Below are 16,637 nucleotides of genomic sequence, written 5' to 3' on the forward strand. Positions count from 1 at the left end.
CGACACGCCACCCCCGACAGCGACCGGCGCCCCTGCGCACCACACGCCCCTCACCACACCTCCCAGTGATATGTCACACCCCATGAGAAAGCCGAGGCTCCCATGACCACCACCGACCACTCAGCCCCCGTCTGGCGTGGCGTCCTCGTCGCCACCGCCCTGCCCCTCAACGACGACCTGAGCGTCGACTTCGAGGGCTTCGCGGACCACTGCCGCTGGCTTGTCGAGAACGGCTGCGACGGCGTCGTACCGAACGGCTCCCTCGGCGAGTACCAGGTCCTCACCGTCGAGGAGCGGGCCAAGGTCGTCGAGACCGCGGTCGCGGCCATCGGCGGCGACAAGGTGATGCCCGGCGTCGCCGCCTACGGCTCCGCCGAGTCCGTCCGCTGGGCCGAGCAGGCCAAGGAGGCCGGCTGCGCCGCCGTCATGCTGCTGCCGCCCAACTCCTACAAGGCGGACGTGCGTTCGGTGCGCGCGCACTACGCCGCCGTCGCCGAGGTCGGCATCGACATCGTCGCCTACAACAACCCGCACGACACCAAGGTCGACCTGACCCCCGAACTCCTCGCCGAACTGCACGCGGCCGGGCTCATCAAGGCCGTCAAGGAGTTCTCCGGCGACACCCGCCGCATCTACCAGATCAACGAACTCGCCCCGGAACTGGACGTGTTGATCGGCGCGGACGACGTCCTCCTCGAACTCGCCGTGGCCGGTGCCAAGGGCTGGATCGCCGGGTACCCCAACGCCCTTCCGAAGTCGACGGTCGAGCTGTACCACGCGGCGATCAAGGGCGACCTGGCCACCGCCGTACCCCTCTACCAGCAGCTGCACGCCCTCCACCGCTGGGACTCCAAGGTCGAGTTCGTGCAGGCGATCAAGCTCTCCATGGACATCGTCGGGCGTCGCGGCGGCCCGGTCCGTCCGCCCCGCGTGCCGCTGCTGCCGGAGCAGGAGAAGGCGATCCGCGAGGCCACCGAGAAGGCCGTCGCCCTCGGTCTCTCCTGACCCACCAGCCCCTCCGGCCCTCTGGATTGAGAGGAACGTCCCGCTCATGCGCAGCAAACTCGTCCTGCACGCCGTCGACTCGCACACCGAGGGCATGCCCACCCGGGTCATCACCGGCGGCATCGGCACCGTCCCCGGCGCCACCATGAACGAACGCCGCCTGTGGTTCCGCGAACACCGCGACGACGTACGCAACTTCCTCATGAACGAGCCGCGCGGACACGCCGCCATGAGTGGGGCGATCCTCCAGCCGCCCACCCGCCCCGACTGCGACTACGGCGTCCTCTACATCGAGGTCTCCGGCTATCTCCCGATGTGCGGCCACGGCACCATCGGCGTCGCCACCGTCCTCGTCGAGACCGGCATGGTCCCGGTCGTCGAGCCGGTGACCACCATCCGCCTCGACACTCCGGCCGGGCTCGTGGTCGCCGAGGTGGCGGTGGAGGACGGCGCCGCCAAGGCGGTCACCATCCGTAACGTGCCCTCGTTCAGCGTCGCCCTCGACCGCAAGGCGACCCTCGCGGACGGCCGCACAGTCACGTACGACCTGGCCTTCGGCGGCAACTTCTACGCGATCCTGCCCCTCGACCAGTTCGGCCTGCCCTTCGAACGCGAACGCAAGGACGACATCCTCGCCGCCGGACTCGCCCTGATGGACGCCATCAACGCCGAGGACCCGCCCGTACACCCGGAGAACCCGTCCATCAACGGCGTCCACCACGTGTACCTGGCGGCACCCGGCTCGAACGCCGAACGCTCCCGCCACGCGATGGCCATCCACCCCGGCTGGTTCGACCGCTCGCCCTGCGGCACCGGCACCTCCGCGCGCATGGCGCAACTGCACGCGCGCGGCGAACTCCCGCTCCACCAGGACTTCGTGAACGAGTCCTTCATCGGTACGTCCTTCACCGGCCGGCTGGTCGAAGAAGCCGAGGTCGCCGGACGCCCCGCGGTGGTGCCCACGATCACCGGCCGGGCCTGGGTCACCGGCACCGCCCAGTACCTCCTCGACCCGACCGATCCGTTCCCGGCCGGCTTCGTCCTCTGATCGCCCGTCAGGAAACCCGCACATGCCGGCAACTGTCGTCAGCCACAACCCCGCCCACCCCGACAAGATCCTCACCGAGACCCCCGCCACCGGCCGCCCCGGCGTCCTCGCCGCCGTCGCCCACGGCCTGGTCGCCTCCGTCCACACCGCCGACCTGGACGCAGCCCTGCGCTGCGCCGACCGCCTCGCCTCCCCTTCGGCGGCGAGAAGGCGTCCAGCTTCGGCCCCCGGGAGCAGGGCAAGGCGGCCCTGGACTTCTACACCCGCACACGGACGGTCACCCTGCTGACCGCCGCCTGATCCAGCCAGCGATACTGATGGCACGTGACATTGCATACGTGGCATTGCACGCGTGACATACATCAGGGCACACAGGAGGACCACCCCATGGCCGCTCAGCGCAACGGTGCCGGGGGCGCCAAGACAGCCGGCAAGACCGCCGGCAAGTCCGGCCCCGCCCTGCCCAGCCTCGGCGGGCCGCGCCCCAGCTACCGGGCGAGCGTCGCCGACGCCCTGCGCGCCGCGCTCGTCGCCGGTGAGCTGCGGCCCGGTGAGGTCTACTCCGCCCCCTCGCTCGCGACCCGCTTCGGCGTCTCGGCGACCCCGGTGCGCGAGGCGATGCTCGACCTCGTGAAGGAGGGGCTGGTCGACCCCGTGCCCAACAAGGGCTTCCGGGTCACCGCCGTCTCCGAGGCGCAGCTCGACGAGTACACCCACATCCGGTCGCTGATCGAGATCCCCACCACCGTGGGCCTGGCCGCCACCGCCGACCCGGTCGCCCTGGAGGCCCTCCGCGCGGACGCCGAGGAGATCGTCACCGCGGCCGCCGCCGGGGACCTCATCGCCTACGTCGAGGCCGACCGCCGCTTCCACCTCGGCCTGCTCGCCCTCGCCGGCAACCAGCACCTGGTCGAGGTCGTCGGCGACCTGCGCAAGCGGTCCCGGCTGTACGGGCTCACCGCACTGGTCGAGCGGGACCTGCTCACCTCCTCCGCCGAGGAGCACCTGGAGATCCTCGACGCCCTCCTCGCCCGGGACGAGCAGCGGGTCCGCACCGTCATGACCCGGCACCTCGGCCATGTGCGTGGCGAATGGGCCAATTCGACTGACTGAACCGACTGAACCGACTGACCTGTCGGAAGGCCTGAAGGGCAGGCCATGTCGCTCACCCGCGCCGAGGCGGAGGCCCGCGCGCGGCTGCTCGCCGTCCAGCGGTACACCGTCGACCTCGACCCCCCCGGGGCGACGCGCTGTTCCCCTCGACGACGACTGTCCGCTTCACCGCCCGCACGGCCGGCGACACGTTCGTCGAGCTGAGAACGGTCCGCCTGCACCGAGCCCAACTCGACGGCCACGACCTCGACTTGACGACCCTGGCCGACGGCCGCCTCCCCCTTCCCGGCCTCGCCCCCGGCCGCCGCACGAGCTGTACGTCGAGGCGGACATGGCGTACTCCCGGACGGGGGAGGGTCTGCACCGCTTCACGGACCCCGCCGACGGCGAGACATACGTCTACCGCAAGTCCTTCCCGGACCAACTCCCGCGCATCGCCGCCTGCTTCGACCAGCCCGACCTCAAGGCCGAGTTCGAGGTGACGGTCACCGCGCCGCCCGCCTGGACGGTCCTGGGCAACGCCGTCGCCGAACGAGCCCCGGACGGCATCGAGGGACGCCGTTGCCTTGCCATCACCGCCGTATTACCGCAGGTAAGCAATCTGTGAAGTATCTTGCTTAAGTTAGGCAAGTAGCTGCTACGGTGGTCGTATGCCCTCACCACCAGCGGCGGCGGGATCCGTCTCGGCGGACGTGGCCGAGATCGACCGCGCCCTCACCCGCATCACGTATCTGGCCGGACGGGCCAGGCAGCACGAGCGTCTGATGGCCGTGACCGGCCTGCCGCTGGACCGGGCCGCCGCGGCGATCCTGCGGCACATCGCGGAGAGCGGCGACCCGCAGCGCCCCGGCGTGCTTGCGGTCCGGCTGTCGGTGGAGGCGTCCCATGTCACGCGGCAGATACGGCAGTTGGAGCGGGCGGGCTATGTGATCCGGGTCCCGGATCCGGACGACGGGCGCGCCCAGCGCATCCAGCTCACCGACGCCGGCCTGGACGCCGTCCTGCGGATGCGGGAGGTGAGCCGCCGGGGCATCGAGACGGTGCTGGCCCGCTGGGAGCCCGAGGACCGCAGACAACTCGCCGACCTCTTCCGGCGGTTGGTCGACGACTTCGTCGCCCATACCGAGGAGGAAGCCGATGCGCGGCCCACCGCCTGACGGCTCAGCCGTGCTCCCGGGCTGTGTCCCGTCTCCACGTGTCAAGTGAGACCCCCCACGAATGGCCTTGTCATGCGTACGAGTCATCGCGAGAAGCCCTCGCCGACGCAAGGCGTCGGGCAACACGTCCTGGTCGTCGCCGACGACCCGGCCACCATCGATCTCCTCGCCACCACAATGGAGTTGGCGGGCTACCGGGTCGCCACGGCGGTCACCAGCACCGAGGGAGTGATGCGGGTCGCCGAACACCGCTACGACCTCGTCGTCTGGGACACCACCCTGCCCGACGCGGCCCGCTTCGCCCGCGGTCGCCGTATGCCGCCCACGGACCGGCCCCCGATCCTCTTCCTGGCCAACTTCGACACCCTCTCCGGCCTCCTCCCCGAACTCGGCGTCGGCGCCGAGGACTACGTCCTCAAGCCCTTCCGGATCGCCGAAGTCCTCGCCAGGGCACGAGTGTTGATGCGGGACCGCCCCACGGGCCGGCACGCGGGCTCGCCCTGCTACGGAGACCTCGTCCTGGACTCCACCAGATGCCAGGCCCAGCGCGGACCCAGGCCGCTCGACCTCACTTCCGCCGAGTACCGGCTGCTGGGCCATCTGTTGGCCAACGCCGAACGCGTCCTGTCCAAGGAACAGATCAGCCGGCACGTGTGGGGCGAGCTCCGGGCCAACCAGGCGATCGAGAAACTCGTCTCCCGGCTCCGCCACAAGGTGGACCAGGAGGATCCCGCCCTGATCCACACGCGTCGGGGCTTCGGCTACTGGCTCGGCTGCTGAAGCACCGTGGAGGACCCTGACGGACCTCGCGCCGCGTGAACCACGTCACGTCCGGTTTCTGTCAGGAACGCGTCCGAGGGTCGTCAGTCCGCTCCGCTTTCATGCACCGCGTACCTTCCAGCAAGGAGTCACGCATGACGACCGTAGGAATCGCCACCGGAGCCGGACGCGGAATGGGCGAGGCGTGCGCGCGCCGGCTCGCCGACATGGTCGACGTGCTGCTGCTCGTCGACCGGGACGAGGCCGGCGTCGCCGCGGTCGCCAAGGACCTCAACGCCGCCGGCCACCGGGCCACCGCCGAACCGTTCGGCCTCGACGTCACCGACCGCGAGGGCCTGGCCCGCCTCGCCGCCAAGGTCGCCGAACTCGGCACGCTGCGGGCCGTCGTCCACGCCGCCGGCATCTCGCCCACCATGGCGGACTGGCGGCGCATCTTCGAGGTCGACCTCGTCGGGACCGCGCTGCTCGCCGACGCGCTCCGCCCGCTCGCCACCACCGGAACGGCGATGGTCTACTTCGCCTCCATGTCGCACCTGCTCGCCGGCGTCGACCCCGACCCGGCCACCGCGGCGATCCTGGACGACCCGCTCCACCCGGAGTTCCTCGACCGGATCCGCGAGGCCGTCGGACCCGCCGTGGAGGAGTCCGCGACGGCCTACCCGTGGGCCAAGCACGGCGTGTTCCGCTTCGCGCGGAAGGAAGCCGTACGGCTCGGACCGGCCGGCGCGCGGGCCCTCTCCCTCTCGCCGGGGATCATCCTCACCCCGCAGGGGCAGCAGGAGGCGGCGGCCCACGCGTCCATGCAGCGGCTCATCGACATGACCCCGCTCGGCCGGACCGGGGAGAGCGAGGAGGTCGCCGCCGTCGTCGCCTTCATGGTGTCCGACGAGGCCGGCTTCCTGAACGGCGTCGACATCCTCGTCGACGGCGGCGTGTGCGCGGCCGTACGCGGCGCCTGACCCGCACACCGGACACAAGAGCCTCCGGATAACCCGAACAACCCGGACAACCCGGATACAAGAGAACAGGGAGTAAGCACGTGGCCGATTCGGCATCCGCCGACCGCCGCCCCACCGGCATCATCACCGTGCTCGCAGTGGCCGGCATCTTCGCGGCGCTCACGCAGACCATGGTGGTCCCGCTCATCGGAGAGCTGCCCAGGCTGCTCGACACCTCATCCGCGAACGCGACCTGGGTCGTGACGGCCACGCTGCTCTCCGGGGCGGTGTTCACGCCGGTCACCGGGCGGCTCGGCGACCTGTACGGCAAACGCCGCATGCTGCTGGTCTGTTCGGTGCCCCTCTTTCTGGGCTCCGTGGTCTGCGCCCTCGCCTCGTCCCTCACCCCGATGGTCATCGGACGGGGCCTCCAGGGGATGGGCATGGGCATGGTCCCCATCGGGATCAGCGCCCTGCGCGATCTGCTGCCGCCCGAGCGGCTGGGTTCCTCCATCGCCCTGCTGAGCTCGTCGCTGGGCATCGGCGCCGCCCTCGGCCTGCCCATCGCCGCGACGGTCGCCGAACACGCCGACTGGCGTGCGCTGTTCTGGGGTTCGGCGGTGCTCGCCGTCGTGATCGCCGTCCTCATCAGGTGGCTGGTGCCCGCCACCCCGGTCGAAGGCCCGCGCGGCCGCTTCGACTACGTCGGGGCCCTCGGCCTGGGCAGCGGTCTGGTGTGTCTGCTGCTGGCCGTGTCCAAGGGCTCCGACTGGGGCTGGGGGAGCGGCACGACCCTCGGCCTGTTCGCCGTCGCCGTCGTGGTGTTCCTGGCCTGGGGCTGGTGGGAGGTGCGCACTCACGACCCGCTGGTCGACCTCCGGGTGACCGCGCGCCGGCAGGTGCTGCTCACCAACGCGGCCTCCATCGTGGTGGGTTGCGCGATGTACGCCCAGGCGCTGATCGTGCCCCAGCTGCGGCAGCTGCCCGAGGCCACCGGCTACGGCCTGGGCCAGTCGATGATGACGATGGGCCTGTGGATGGCGCCCTCCGGCCTGATGATGATGCTGGTCTCGCCCCTGGGCGCCCGGCTGTCGGCGGCCAGGAGCCCCCGTATCACCCTGTTCACCGGAAGCCTGGTCATCGCCTGCGGCTACGCCGCCTCCACGGTCCTCCTCGGATCGACCTGGGGCCTGCTGGTCGTGTCCTGCGTCTGCAACTCCGGCGTGGGCCTCGCCTACGGGGCGATGCCTGCCCTGATCATGGGCGCCGTACCGAGGTCGGAGACCGCCTCCGCCAACAGCTTCAACACCCTGATGCGGTCCGTCGGTACGTCCGTCTCCGCGGCGGTCGTCGGCGCGGTCCTGTCGCAGATGACCACGTCGCTGGGCGGCTACACCGTGCCCAGCGAGAACGGCTTCCGCACCGGCCTGCTCATCGGCTGCGGAGTCGCACTCGCCGCAGCGGCCGTGACACTGACGATCCCGTCCGCCAAGACCGACACCTCGCAGGACGAGGACGCGGCGGCCGAGCCCGCGCCCGCGAAGGCCTAAGAACCTGAGACTCCGTCAAAAAGCCTGCTGCCGCCGGTTCCTGGTCTACGGAACCGGCGGCAGCGGCTATGCCTGGCGCGGGTCAGGCGAGCTTGATCTGGTCGGTGCCGTGGCCGATGTTCGCGGTGACGAGGCCGGCGGCGGACACCTCGCTGTACTCGGCGGTGTGGTATCGGAAGAGGCTTCCGGCGTCGGGACCGCGTCGTGCCTCGACCGTCCAGCGCAGCTCGTGGAAGAAGAACCAGTCCTCGTAGGCCTGCTGGATGGTGTCGATGCCGTGGACGGTGTAGTGGTCGTAGAAGTCCTGGAGGTGGGCCCGCAGACCCTCCTTGTCGTGGAGCTCGACCAGGGTGCCGGAGTGCGAGATGTAGTCGCGGACGCCGGTCTGGATCTCGGGGTGGGCCAGCTCGACGATCGTGTCGACGTCACCCTTGCCGAGCGCCTCGACGAGCCGCTCGCGGAACCGGGCCATGGCGAGCCGGCCCGCCTGCGGTCCGTCGGCCGCCTCGCCGGGCATCGTCGCCTGCTGGGTCCGGCCCCAGAACAGCTCGCCGGTGATGCCCTCGGAACCCATCGTCGGGAAGATGACGATGATGGGCCGCTCGCTCTCGGCACCCGTCGACTTGTCCCGGCCCCGGCCCATGCCGCTGATGAACGTGTACCAGGAGCCGCGGATCTCCGTCATGGGGCGCATGTCCACCACGGCGGCGTAGCGGTGCAGACCGCGGTAGGTCGCCTCGATCTGCTCGTAGGTGGTGGCGATGACCTGGGTCGGGAGCTCCTTGCCCGCCTCGATCCGCGGAGCCACCGTGTAGGCGTACGGTCCGCTGGGCGCGAGGGTCTCCAGGATGTCCTCGACGACATCCACGAACTCGGCCCGGACGTGCTTCCAGGCGATGTTCCCGGTACGCACCTGGAGATCCGAAGTGCCCAGCAGTTCCTGGACGTTGACGCGGTCCAACATGGTCGTTCCTTCCTGTGGGGGAGAGACGTGCCGAGACCAACCGCCCACGGGTCAAGCCCGGTTGGGGGGAGTGGGTGAGGGGGCGGTGGACGGGACGTCCGGCACAGGTGAACTCAGTTCAGCAGAGCGGACTGACGGTTGCCGGACCGTTCCCTGACAGCGCTCGGACGTGAGGCAAGCCACATCTCAACTCCGCGCCCGAAGGCAGGCCCGCCCGGACGAACCGGACGGGCCGAGCAAAGCCGTTACGGCGTTACGACCGTGCCGCCGAAGGTCACCACCAGGTGGCCGTCCGTGGCGAGGGACCAGCCCAGGGCGCCGGCGTACGAGGAGCACCGGGACCCGTTCGTGCCGGACCAGAACTGGTTCGAACTGTCGGCGTCACCGACGTATCTGTCGGTCGCGCCGCTGTCGCACGAGGTGTTGCCGCGGAAGACGGAGGTGCCCGTCTCGAAGTTGAAGTTGCGTTCCGTGTTGCCGACGGAGACGTTGCTCGTGATGGTCATCGAGCCCGGGTTGCTGTTGTAGGTGAAACCGTGATGGCCGTTGTCGTAGGCGATGCTGTGCTGGACGACGTGGTTCACCGCGATGTCGTCGCCGCCGAGCTTGTAGCCGTTGCGGTCGCCATTGCCGGCCTGGGAGCCGTCGCTGAGGGTTCCGTTGCCGTAGGAGAGGGAGTACTCGATGGTCACCGGGCCGATCGCGCCCGTGTCCGTCTTGGTGTAGAGGTCCCAGCCGTCGTCGATGTTGTGGTGGGAGACGGCGTAGCGGAACACGTTCCCGGTGCCGGTGGTGAGCTTCGCCGCGAATCCGTCCGCGTCCTCGCCGTCGGAGTCGGCGTTGTCGTGCGACTCGGCGCTGAGGATGAGGTTGTCGGCGGGCCACTCGCTGCTGGGGGTGCTGGAGGAGATGCGCCCCAACTGCAGCCCGGTGTCACGGTTGTAGCGGGTCACCGTGCGCTCGATGACGTTGTCACTGCCGCCGACGTAGATGCCGTTGTCACCGGCGTGCTCGACGACGACACCGTAGACGTGCCAGTACGAGGCGTTCAGCTGGAGCCCGCGGTTCGACGAACTCTCGCTCTGCGCCGAGAAGTTCAGCACCGGCGTCTCGCCCGGGTATGCGGACAGCTGGGTGAGGGCGCCCGACGTGCCGTTGCTGCCGGCCGGGATGGTGACCGTGGACGAGTAGTTGTACGTCCCACCGCGCAGGTAGATCGTCCCGCCGGAGGTGACCCGGCTGATCGCCGAGGTGAGGGTGGTCGGGGCGCTCGACGTGCCGGCCGCGCTGTCGGTGCCGCTGGGCGAGACGTAGATCGCGCCGGCCTCGGGGGTCGTGGTGTCGTCGGCCGTCGTCACGTCGAGATAGTCGACGTTGGGCAGACCGCCCGCGCTCGTCGGGTTCAACCGGACGGTATTGCTGCCCGCGTTCACCGGCACCGTGAGCGTCTTCGTCGTCCAGCCGGTCCACGCGCTGGTGGACTCGAACGACGCGGACGTGGCCGTCGTACCGTTCACCACGACGTCCGCGGGCCGGGCGGTGGTCGTGCCGTTGGCGAAGCGGACGCTCAGGGTCGCCGTGCCCGATGCGGGTGCGGTCACGGTGAACTGCGCGTACGCGCCGGTGGCGTTGGTGCCGTTGCAGAACCCGGTGCCGGAGTAGCCGGCGTACTCGGACTCGATGGCGCCGGTGCATGCCGCCGGTGAGGTCTCGGCCTCGTAGCGGGTGGTGGCGGCCTGTGCGGTGGTTCCGGACAGCGCGACGAGTGCGCCGACCAGAAGGCCGACGGACCCGACGGACGCGACGAACGGTCTCAGCTGCGTGGGGCGTTGCATGGGGATGACCCCTTCCTGTCGCGGCTTCGGGTGTGGCAACGTGGCCGTTCGAGTGCATGAACAGGCGGCTCGGCCAGATACCGCACCCGGAGGGGGAGAAAGCGATTTCCCCGGACCGTAAGCGCTTGCTGTGTGCGCGTCAATGAGTGCGTACGTGAATACTCTTCACGGATATGAACGCTCGGAAGGGATCCGCCTCGCCTTACGCGGACACGCGCGACCTGTCCCGGCCGCCGATCTCGCCGAGCAGCAGCTTCGCGGCGACCGTCGCCCCGTCGGTGCGGACCATCCCGGCCACGGCGGCCGCGCGTGCGCGGGTCTCGGGGTTCAGGGCTGTGGCGAGCGCGGCCGACAGGGACTCGAAGGTCGGCGTCGGACCGTCATGTGCCGCGCCGATGCCCAACTCGGCCACGCGGCCTGCCCAGTGCGGCTGGTCCACCATCTGGGGAACGACCACCTGGGGTGCGCCGGCCCGGGCGGCCGTCGTCGTCGTGCCAGCGCCGCCGTGGTGCACGACGGCGGCCACCCGACCGAACAGTGTCTGCTGGTTGACCTCGCCGACCACGAAGCAGTCGCCCCGGTCGTCGATCAGGGACAGATCCGCCCAGCCACGGGCCACGACCACGCGGCAGCCCTGAGCGCGGACCGCCTCGACGGCCACCCGGCCGACGTCCTGCGAGGCGCGCATGGGCATGCTGCCGAAGCCCACGTACACCGGCGGTTCACCGGCCTCCAGGAACGCCAACAGGTCTGCGGGCAGCGGGCGTTCGTCGGGGAGGATCCACGCGCCGGTCTGTACGACGTCGAGATCCGGCAGGTCCCGCCACGGACCGAGGACCGGGTCCGCCGCCAGCCACGGCCGGTCGGTGAAGACGTGGTCGCGGACGCTGTCGACCGGCGGCAGCCCGTTCGCCGCCCGATGGGTGTTGAGCGCCTCGCCGTACAGCGCGTTCACCTTCTCGCCGTCCAGGTCCCACAGCACCCGTTGGTCGGTCTCCTCCGGCGGGAACGGCCGGCCCGGCCGCTGCGGCGCCGGGTAGTGCGGCGACGGCAGTTCGAAGGGGTGGAAGCAGGCGTACACGTAGTGGATGCCGAGCTTCTCGGCCACCGAACGGGTGCCGGCCGGCATCAGGCCGGTCGCCACCACCGCGTCACACCCCTCGGCCGCCGCACCGATGGTCTCGAACCGCTCGGCGACCAACTCGGCCGCGACCTTGAACGAGTCCACCGCCGCCCCGGCCACCAGCGCCCGCACCGACTGCCCGAACGGCACCAGCTCCACCCCGACACCGGCCAGCAATTCGGCGAACTCCTTGTCCGGCGGCGCGCATACACGCACCTCCACACCGAGTTCCCGCAACGCCACCGCGAGCCCCGCCAGCGGTTCGACATCCCCGCGCGACCCATACGTCGACAACAGAACACGCACTTCGCGACTCCCCGTTTCCGCAGTTCCTGGCCTCAGGCCGGAGATTCTGCGGCACAACGGGGACCTTGTGGCAAGCCCCCTGGTGCGCTATACGTTGAGAAGGGAAAGGAGCGGGTAACTCCCCTTTCCCTTCTCAACGTTGGCGCGTAATGCTCACCTGCACGGTCAGCGCGCCCCTGTTGTCCTCGGAGCACGGCCCGGCGGCGTCGTTGATGCCCAGTCGCAGGGTGCCGTTCCCGGTCGCCCTGAAGGGGATCTCGCTCTATGTCGGCCACCGCGTCCCGGAGTTCGCCCTGGCGATGATGATCTATCCGGGCACCATGCGCATGATGCAGCCGAGCATGGGGTCCGCCACCCTGGCCCACACAGCGAAGCTGGAGACGAGGCCCCACCGCCGCTTCCAGGACGGCAACGACTTCCTGCTGGCCTGGATGGTGGACGGCCTGTCCAGCGAGGCGGGCCGCAAAGCCGCCGACCGACTGAACCGCATCCACCTGGGCATCGCCCGCGGAACCCCGCACCTGCCGGGCAACTTCGACGACGTCGACGACTTCGTCTACCCGCTCGTCCTGCTGGCCACGTTCGGCGACCGCCTGCAGACCTCGCTGGGCCTGCCCGGCACGAGCGAACCCATGAAGACCGCGTGGCACCGCTGGGCCCAGACCCTCTTCCGCCTCCTGGAACGCGAGTCCGGCCCCCTGGCCGACGAGGCGTTCCCTGAGGACTGGGACGCGATGACCGAGTTCGCCCTGAAGTTCGACGCCCGGCCGTACGAGCAGACGGACTCCGGCCACCGTGTGGCGACCGCGATGATGAACTTCTTCGCCGACCGCTGGTTCCCCGCCCCGTTACGCCCGTTCGGCAGAGACCCGACCCGCTACCTCGCCGGCGAGCGGGTCTGCCGACTCCACCGGATCGGTTGGATCAGCCCCGGCCGCGAACGCGTAGTCCGAGCCTTCCTGAAGTCCGCGTTCCGCATCCAGCGCCTGCTGCCGGACTACCGCACACCACTCCCGGAACGCCTCCGGCGAACCCGCCGCACCCTTTCCTGCACACAGTGAACTGTGGGAGCGCTTTCGGCCATTGATCTGACTCCCCGTCAGTTCCCTGCTTTCTCCCCCCACCCCCACAGGCGAGTTGGCAACAGTGAGGCCGCGGCCCTGGATCAGGGCCTGTGAGCCGCAGTCTGCCGTCCCCTCATGCCTGAGGAAGCCATGACTCCCACCCCCCACCTCACCGAGTGCGTCGCCCGTACGGAGCGTCCGGCCCCGTTCCAACCCGTCGAACGTTCACTGCTTCAACATGCCGGTACCGCGACGGTGGACATCGTCGTTCCGGTCTACAACGAGGAACGAGCCCTGCCCGGCTGCCTGCGTACCCTCCACGCACGCCTGTCCGAGAGCTTTCCCTTCCCCTGGCGGATCACGGTCGCGGACAACGCCAGCACCGACGCGACCCTCGCCACCGCCCGCCGCCTCGCGGACGAGCTGCCCGGCGTCGGCGTCGTCCACCTGGACCGCAAGGGCCGCGGGCTCGCTCTGCGCACGGTCTGGGGCGCCAGCGACGCGGACATCGTGGCGTACATGGACGTGGACCTGTCCACCGGCCTCGACGGGCTGCTCCCGCTGGTCGCCCCGCTGGCCAGCGGGCACTCGGACCTCGCGATCGGCTCCCGGCTGGCGCCCGGTTCACGCACGGTGCGCGGCCCGCGCCGCGAGTTCGTCTCCCGCTGCTACAACGGCATCATCCGGTTCACCCACGGTGTCCGCTTCACCGATGCCCAGTGCGGATTCAAGGCGGCCCGCACGGAGGTGCTCCGGCCGCTGCTGGAGGTGACCCGCGACGACGCGTGGTTCTTCGACACCGAACTGCTCCTGCTCGCCGAGCACAACGGACTGCGCATCCACGAGATCCCGGTCGACTGGGTCGAGGACATGGACACCCGGGTGGACGTGGTGAGCACCGCCAGGGACGACCTGCGGGGCCTGTGGCGCATGGCGCGGCTCAAGGCGTCCGGTGACGCCCGGGTCGAGGTGCGGCCGCGTCCCGAACCGGCCGCCGAGCATCCCGACGCCGTCCTCGCACCGCCCGCGCGGCGCGGTGCGCTGTCGTGGGAGGTCGGCTGTTTCCTCGCGATCGGCGTCGTCTCCACGGTCGGGCAGGCCCTGCTCTACTGGCTGTTGCGCGGCTGGTGGACACCTGCCATCGCCAACCTGGTCTCGCTGTTCGTCCTCACCGTCCTCAACACCGAGGCGAACCGACGTCTCACCTTCCGGAACTCCACCGCTCCGCCCGCCCGCGCACACCTCGGTGCCGGCGGCCTGTTCGTCCTCGGCTACCTGATCACTTCCGGCGCGGTGCTGTCGTTCAAGTGGATGGATCCCGGTGCCTCACCGGCCGCGGAGACCGTGGTCCTCGCCATGGCGTCCGTCGCGGTCACCTGCGTGCGCTTCACCGTGCTGCGGACAGCCGTTTTCGCCGGTCCCCGTAGCCGTACCCGTTGACGAGAGCGAATCCCGACATGAGCAATTACGCGCACATCAAGGCCGTACCCGTGGCGTCGGACGACGACGGTCGGCATACCGGTACGTCCGTCCGCTCGCTGCCCGCCTGGGCGGCACCCGCGGCGCTCGGCGCCGTCCTCGTGCTCGCGACCGTTCTGTACGGATGGGCGCTGGGTTCCCTGGGGTGGGGCAACAGCTACTACTCGGCGGCGGTGAAGTCGATGGGGAAGAGCTGGACCAACTTCCTCTTCGGTGCCTTCGACCCGGCCGGCGTGATCACCGTCGACAAGCCCCCGGCCGCGCTGTGGCCGCAGGTGGTCAGCAGCAAGATCTTCGGGATGCACGGCTGGGCGCTGATCCTGCCTCAGGTCCTCGAAGGAGTGGCCGGCGTCCTGGTGCTGCACCGCACCGTACGCCGCTGGGCGGGGGAGGGGGCGGCACTCCTCGCCGCGCTGGTGCTCACCCTGACGCCCATCACCGTGGCCATCAACCGGGACAACAACCCGGACACGCTGCTGGTCCTGCTGCTGGTGTCGGCGGCGTACGCGCTCACCCGGGCACTTCAGGCCGAAGGGCGGGCCGCGACTTGGTGGTTGTGCGCGAGCGGCTTCCTGATCGGGTGCGGATTCCTCACCAAAATGCTCGCCGCCTGGATGGTCGTTCCCGCGTTCGCCGTCGCCTGGCTCGTGGGAGGAAGCGGCGCCTGGATACCGCGAGTGCGGCGTCTGCTGGGCGCGGGGGCCATCCTGGCGGCGTCCTCCTTGTGGTGGGTCGCCATGGTGGCTCTGTGGCCGGGCGACCGGCCGTACATCGGGGGCAGCACGGACGGCTCGGCGTGGGATCTGGTGCTCGGCTACAACGGGCTGGGCCGGGTCTTCGGCTCCAGCGACGGCGCGTCCCAGACGATGGGCGGGATGGCCGGCGGATTCGGCGGGCAGTCCGGCCTGGGCAGGCTGTTCAACGACCAGGTGGCCGGTCAGATCAGCTGGCTGCTTCCGGTCTGCGCGTTGGCCCTGGTCGTCGCCGTCGTCGGTGCGGTGCTGCGTCGGCGCGACAGGGTGCCCGGATCCGTCCTCCTGCCCAACTCCGGCTGGCTGCTCTGGGGGACCTGGCTGGTGGTGTGCGCGGCGGTGTTCTCCAGCCAGAAGGGCATCTTCCATCCCTATTACACGACTCAGCTTGCCCCGGCGATCGCCGCCTTGTGCGGCGGCCTGATGGCCGCGCTGGCCCGAGCCCACCGCGCCGGCCTGCGCTGGGCGCCCCTGGTCGGAGTGGGCGCGGTCGCGGTGAGCGTGGCCTGGGCCGTGGTGCTCATCCGCCGTGAGCCCGAATGGAACGGCTGGCTGGTGTGGCCGGTGCTGTTCATCGGCTGCGCCGCGGTCGGCCTCCTGGTGCTTTCACGACGACATGGCCGGCTGCTGACGGCCGCCGTGGGCGCCGCGCTCGCATCGGTTCTGGTGGCCCCGGGAGCCTGGGCGGTGACCGTGCCCGGCTCGACCAACATGGGAGGCACCAATCCGACGGCCGGTCCGCTGACGTTCGGCTTCGGCGGAGGCGGCCGCATGCCCCAGCAGGGTTCGAACGGCGGAGACCTTCCGTCGGGGATGCCGTCCGGGATGCCGTCGAACATGCCGGGATTCGGCGGTGGTGACGACTCTTCGGGACAGTCCGGGGAACCCTCATCAGGAGGCATGCCGTCCGGGATGCCTTCCGGCATGCCCCCGCAGGGAGCCAACGGCATGACCGGCGCGCCCGGAGGATCGGGCTCGGACGACCGCGCCACACCTTCGTTGCCGGGTGCAGGCTCAGGAGAGGCACCGAGCGGACGCGGCGGTTTCGGCGGCGGTACGGAACTCACCGCTGACCAGCGCAAGATCGTTGAGTACGCCGTCGAGCACGCACCCGACGCACGTATCAAGCTGGCCATCGAGGGCGGTGCCACCGTCGCCAGCACCTTCATCCTGGGGACAGACGAGACCGTCATCGGCATGGGAGGTTTCACGAACAGCGACAACGCGCCGTCGGTAGCCCAGTTGGAGAAGTGGACCAAGGACGGCGAACTACGCTACATCCTGGGCTCCGACCCGAATGGCGGCGGCCTGCCGGCCCTGTCCGGCGGTTACACCGAGCAGCGCTCCGACTGGATCGCCGACCACTGCACGAAGGTGCCGGCGTCGGCATACGGCGGCACCTCCGGCACGTCGTCACAGAACAACGGCGGCGGTGCGATGGGATTCGGCGGAAGCAGCGTGCTTTACGACTGCGCCGCCAAGTAACCGACGCCCAGATGCCGGCCACCACTCGGCAGAACGGA

14 protein-coding genes and 1 pseudogene are annotated in these 16,637 nt (G+C 70.2%); 12 read left to right on the plus strand and 3 right to left on the minus strand.

Annotated features, from left to right (window positions below):
- Nucleotides 1–102: 102 nt before the first annotated feature.
- From AC5DRG_RS39575 to AC5DRG_RS39615, 9 genes and pseudogenes are all read left to right on the plus strand, one after another.
- On the plus strand, nt 103–1,005 hold the full coding sequence (locus AC5DRG_RS39575; RefSeq protein WP_491804665.1) for a dihydrodipicolinate synthase family protein: 903 nt from the start codon (nt 103–105) through the stop codon (nt 1,003–1,005).
- A 46-nt stretch (nt 1,006–1,051) separates the two neighbouring features.
- Nucleotides 1,052–2,053: a proline racemase family protein gene (locus tag AC5DRG_RS39580; protein WP_491804666.1), complete on the plus strand. Its 1,002-nt coding sequence runs from the start codon at nt 1,052–1,054 to the stop codon at nt 2,051–2,053.
- Nucleotides 2,054–2,075: 22 nt separating this feature from the next.
- Nucleotides 2,076–2,342, plus strand: a complete 267-nt coding sequence (locus tag AC5DRG_RS39585) for a hypothetical protein (protein WP_491804667.1) — start codon at nt 2,076–2,078, stop codon at nt 2,340–2,342.
- Between the two features lie 98 nt (nt 2,343–2,440).
- The gene (locus tag AC5DRG_RS39590; RefSeq protein ID WP_491804668.1) at nt 2,441–3,166 is read left to right on the plus strand and encodes a GntR family transcriptional regulator; all 726 of its coding nucleotides are present in this window, start codon (nt 2,441–2,443) and stop codon (nt 3,164–3,166) included.
- 45 nt (nt 3,167–3,211) lie between these two features.
- Nucleotides 3,212–3,713 (plus strand): annotated as a pseudogene (locus AC5DRG_RS39595) (gluzincin family metallopeptidase); the annotation flags it as partial.
- Between the two features lie 103 nt (nt 3,714–3,816).
- Entirely contained in the window at nt 3,817–4,323 is a 507-nt protein-coding gene (locus AC5DRG_RS39600; protein ID WP_491804669.1) for a MarR family winged helix-turn-helix transcriptional regulator, read from the plus strand.
- A gap of 72 nt (nt 4,324–4,395) precedes the next feature.
- Nucleotides 4,396–5,103 carry a response regulator transcription factor gene (locus AC5DRG_RS39605; RefSeq protein ID WP_491804670.1) on the plus strand — a complete coding sequence of 236 codons (708 nt, stop codon included), beginning with the start codon at nt 4,396–4,398 and terminating at the stop codon, nt 5,101–5,103.
- Nucleotides 5,104–5,237: 134 nt separating this feature from the next.
- Entirely contained in the window at nt 5,238–6,062 is an 825-nt protein-coding gene (locus AC5DRG_RS39610) for an SDR family oxidoreductase (RefSeq protein WP_491804671.1), read from the plus strand.
- A gap of 80 nt (nt 6,063–6,142) precedes the next feature.
- Entirely contained in the window at nt 6,143–7,591 is a 1,449-nt protein-coding gene (locus AC5DRG_RS39615; protein ID WP_491804672.1) for an MFS transporter, read from the plus strand.
- A gap of 82 nt (nt 7,592–7,673) precedes the next feature.
- Here the strand turns inward: AC5DRG_RS39615 and AC5DRG_RS39620 are convergent, their stop codons facing one another.
- The 3 genes from AC5DRG_RS39620 to AC5DRG_RS39630 all read right to left on the minus strand — a co-directional run bounded on the left by AC5DRG_RS39620 (nt 7,674) and on the right by AC5DRG_RS39630 (nt 11,819).
- Nucleotides 7,674–8,555, minus strand: coding sequence for a hypothetical protein (locus AC5DRG_RS39620; RefSeq protein ID WP_491804673.1), 882 nt, complete (start codon nt 8,553–8,555; stop codon nt 7,674–7,676).
- A gap of 245 nt (nt 8,556–8,800) precedes the next feature.
- Nucleotides 8,801–10,390 carry a right-handed parallel beta-helix repeat-containing protein gene (locus tag AC5DRG_RS39625; protein WP_491804674.1) on the minus strand — a complete coding sequence of 530 codons (1,590 nt, stop codon included), beginning with the start codon at nt 10,388–10,390 and terminating at the stop codon, nt 8,801–8,803.
- Between the two features lie 202 nt (nt 10,391–10,592).
- Complete coding sequence (locus AC5DRG_RS39630; RefSeq protein ID WP_491804675.1) at nt 10,593–11,819, minus strand: glycosyltransferase; 1,227 nt, start codon at nt 11,817–11,819, stop codon at nt 10,593–10,595.
- Between the two features lie 212 nt (nt 11,820–12,031).
- Between AC5DRG_RS39630 and AC5DRG_RS39635 the strand changes: the two genes are divergently transcribed.
- The 3 genes from AC5DRG_RS39635 (at nt 12,032) to AC5DRG_RS39645 (ending at nt 16,599) form a co-directional block, all read left to right on the plus strand.
- The gene (locus AC5DRG_RS39635) at nt 12,032–12,880 is read left to right on the plus strand and encodes a DUF2236 domain-containing protein (protein WP_491804676.1); all 849 of its coding nucleotides are present in this window, start codon (nt 12,032–12,034) and stop codon (nt 12,878–12,880) included.
- A 153-nt stretch (nt 12,881–13,033) separates the two neighbouring features.
- On the plus strand, nt 13,034–14,323 hold the full coding sequence (locus AC5DRG_RS39640; protein ID WP_491804677.1) for a bifunctional glycosyltransferase family 2/GtrA family protein: 1,290 nt from the start codon (nt 13,034–13,036) through the stop codon (nt 14,321–14,323).
- Between the two features lie 17 nt (nt 14,324–14,340).
- Nucleotides 14,341–16,599 (plus strand): ArnT family glycosyltransferase, encoded by a 2,259-nt coding sequence (locus tag AC5DRG_RS39645; protein ID WP_491804678.1) that lies wholly within the window; start codon nt 14,341–14,343, stop codon nt 16,597–16,599.
- Nucleotides 16,600–16,637: the final 38 nt, after the last annotated feature.

The organism is Streptomyces sp. JLBG701, from assembly GCF_058544905.1.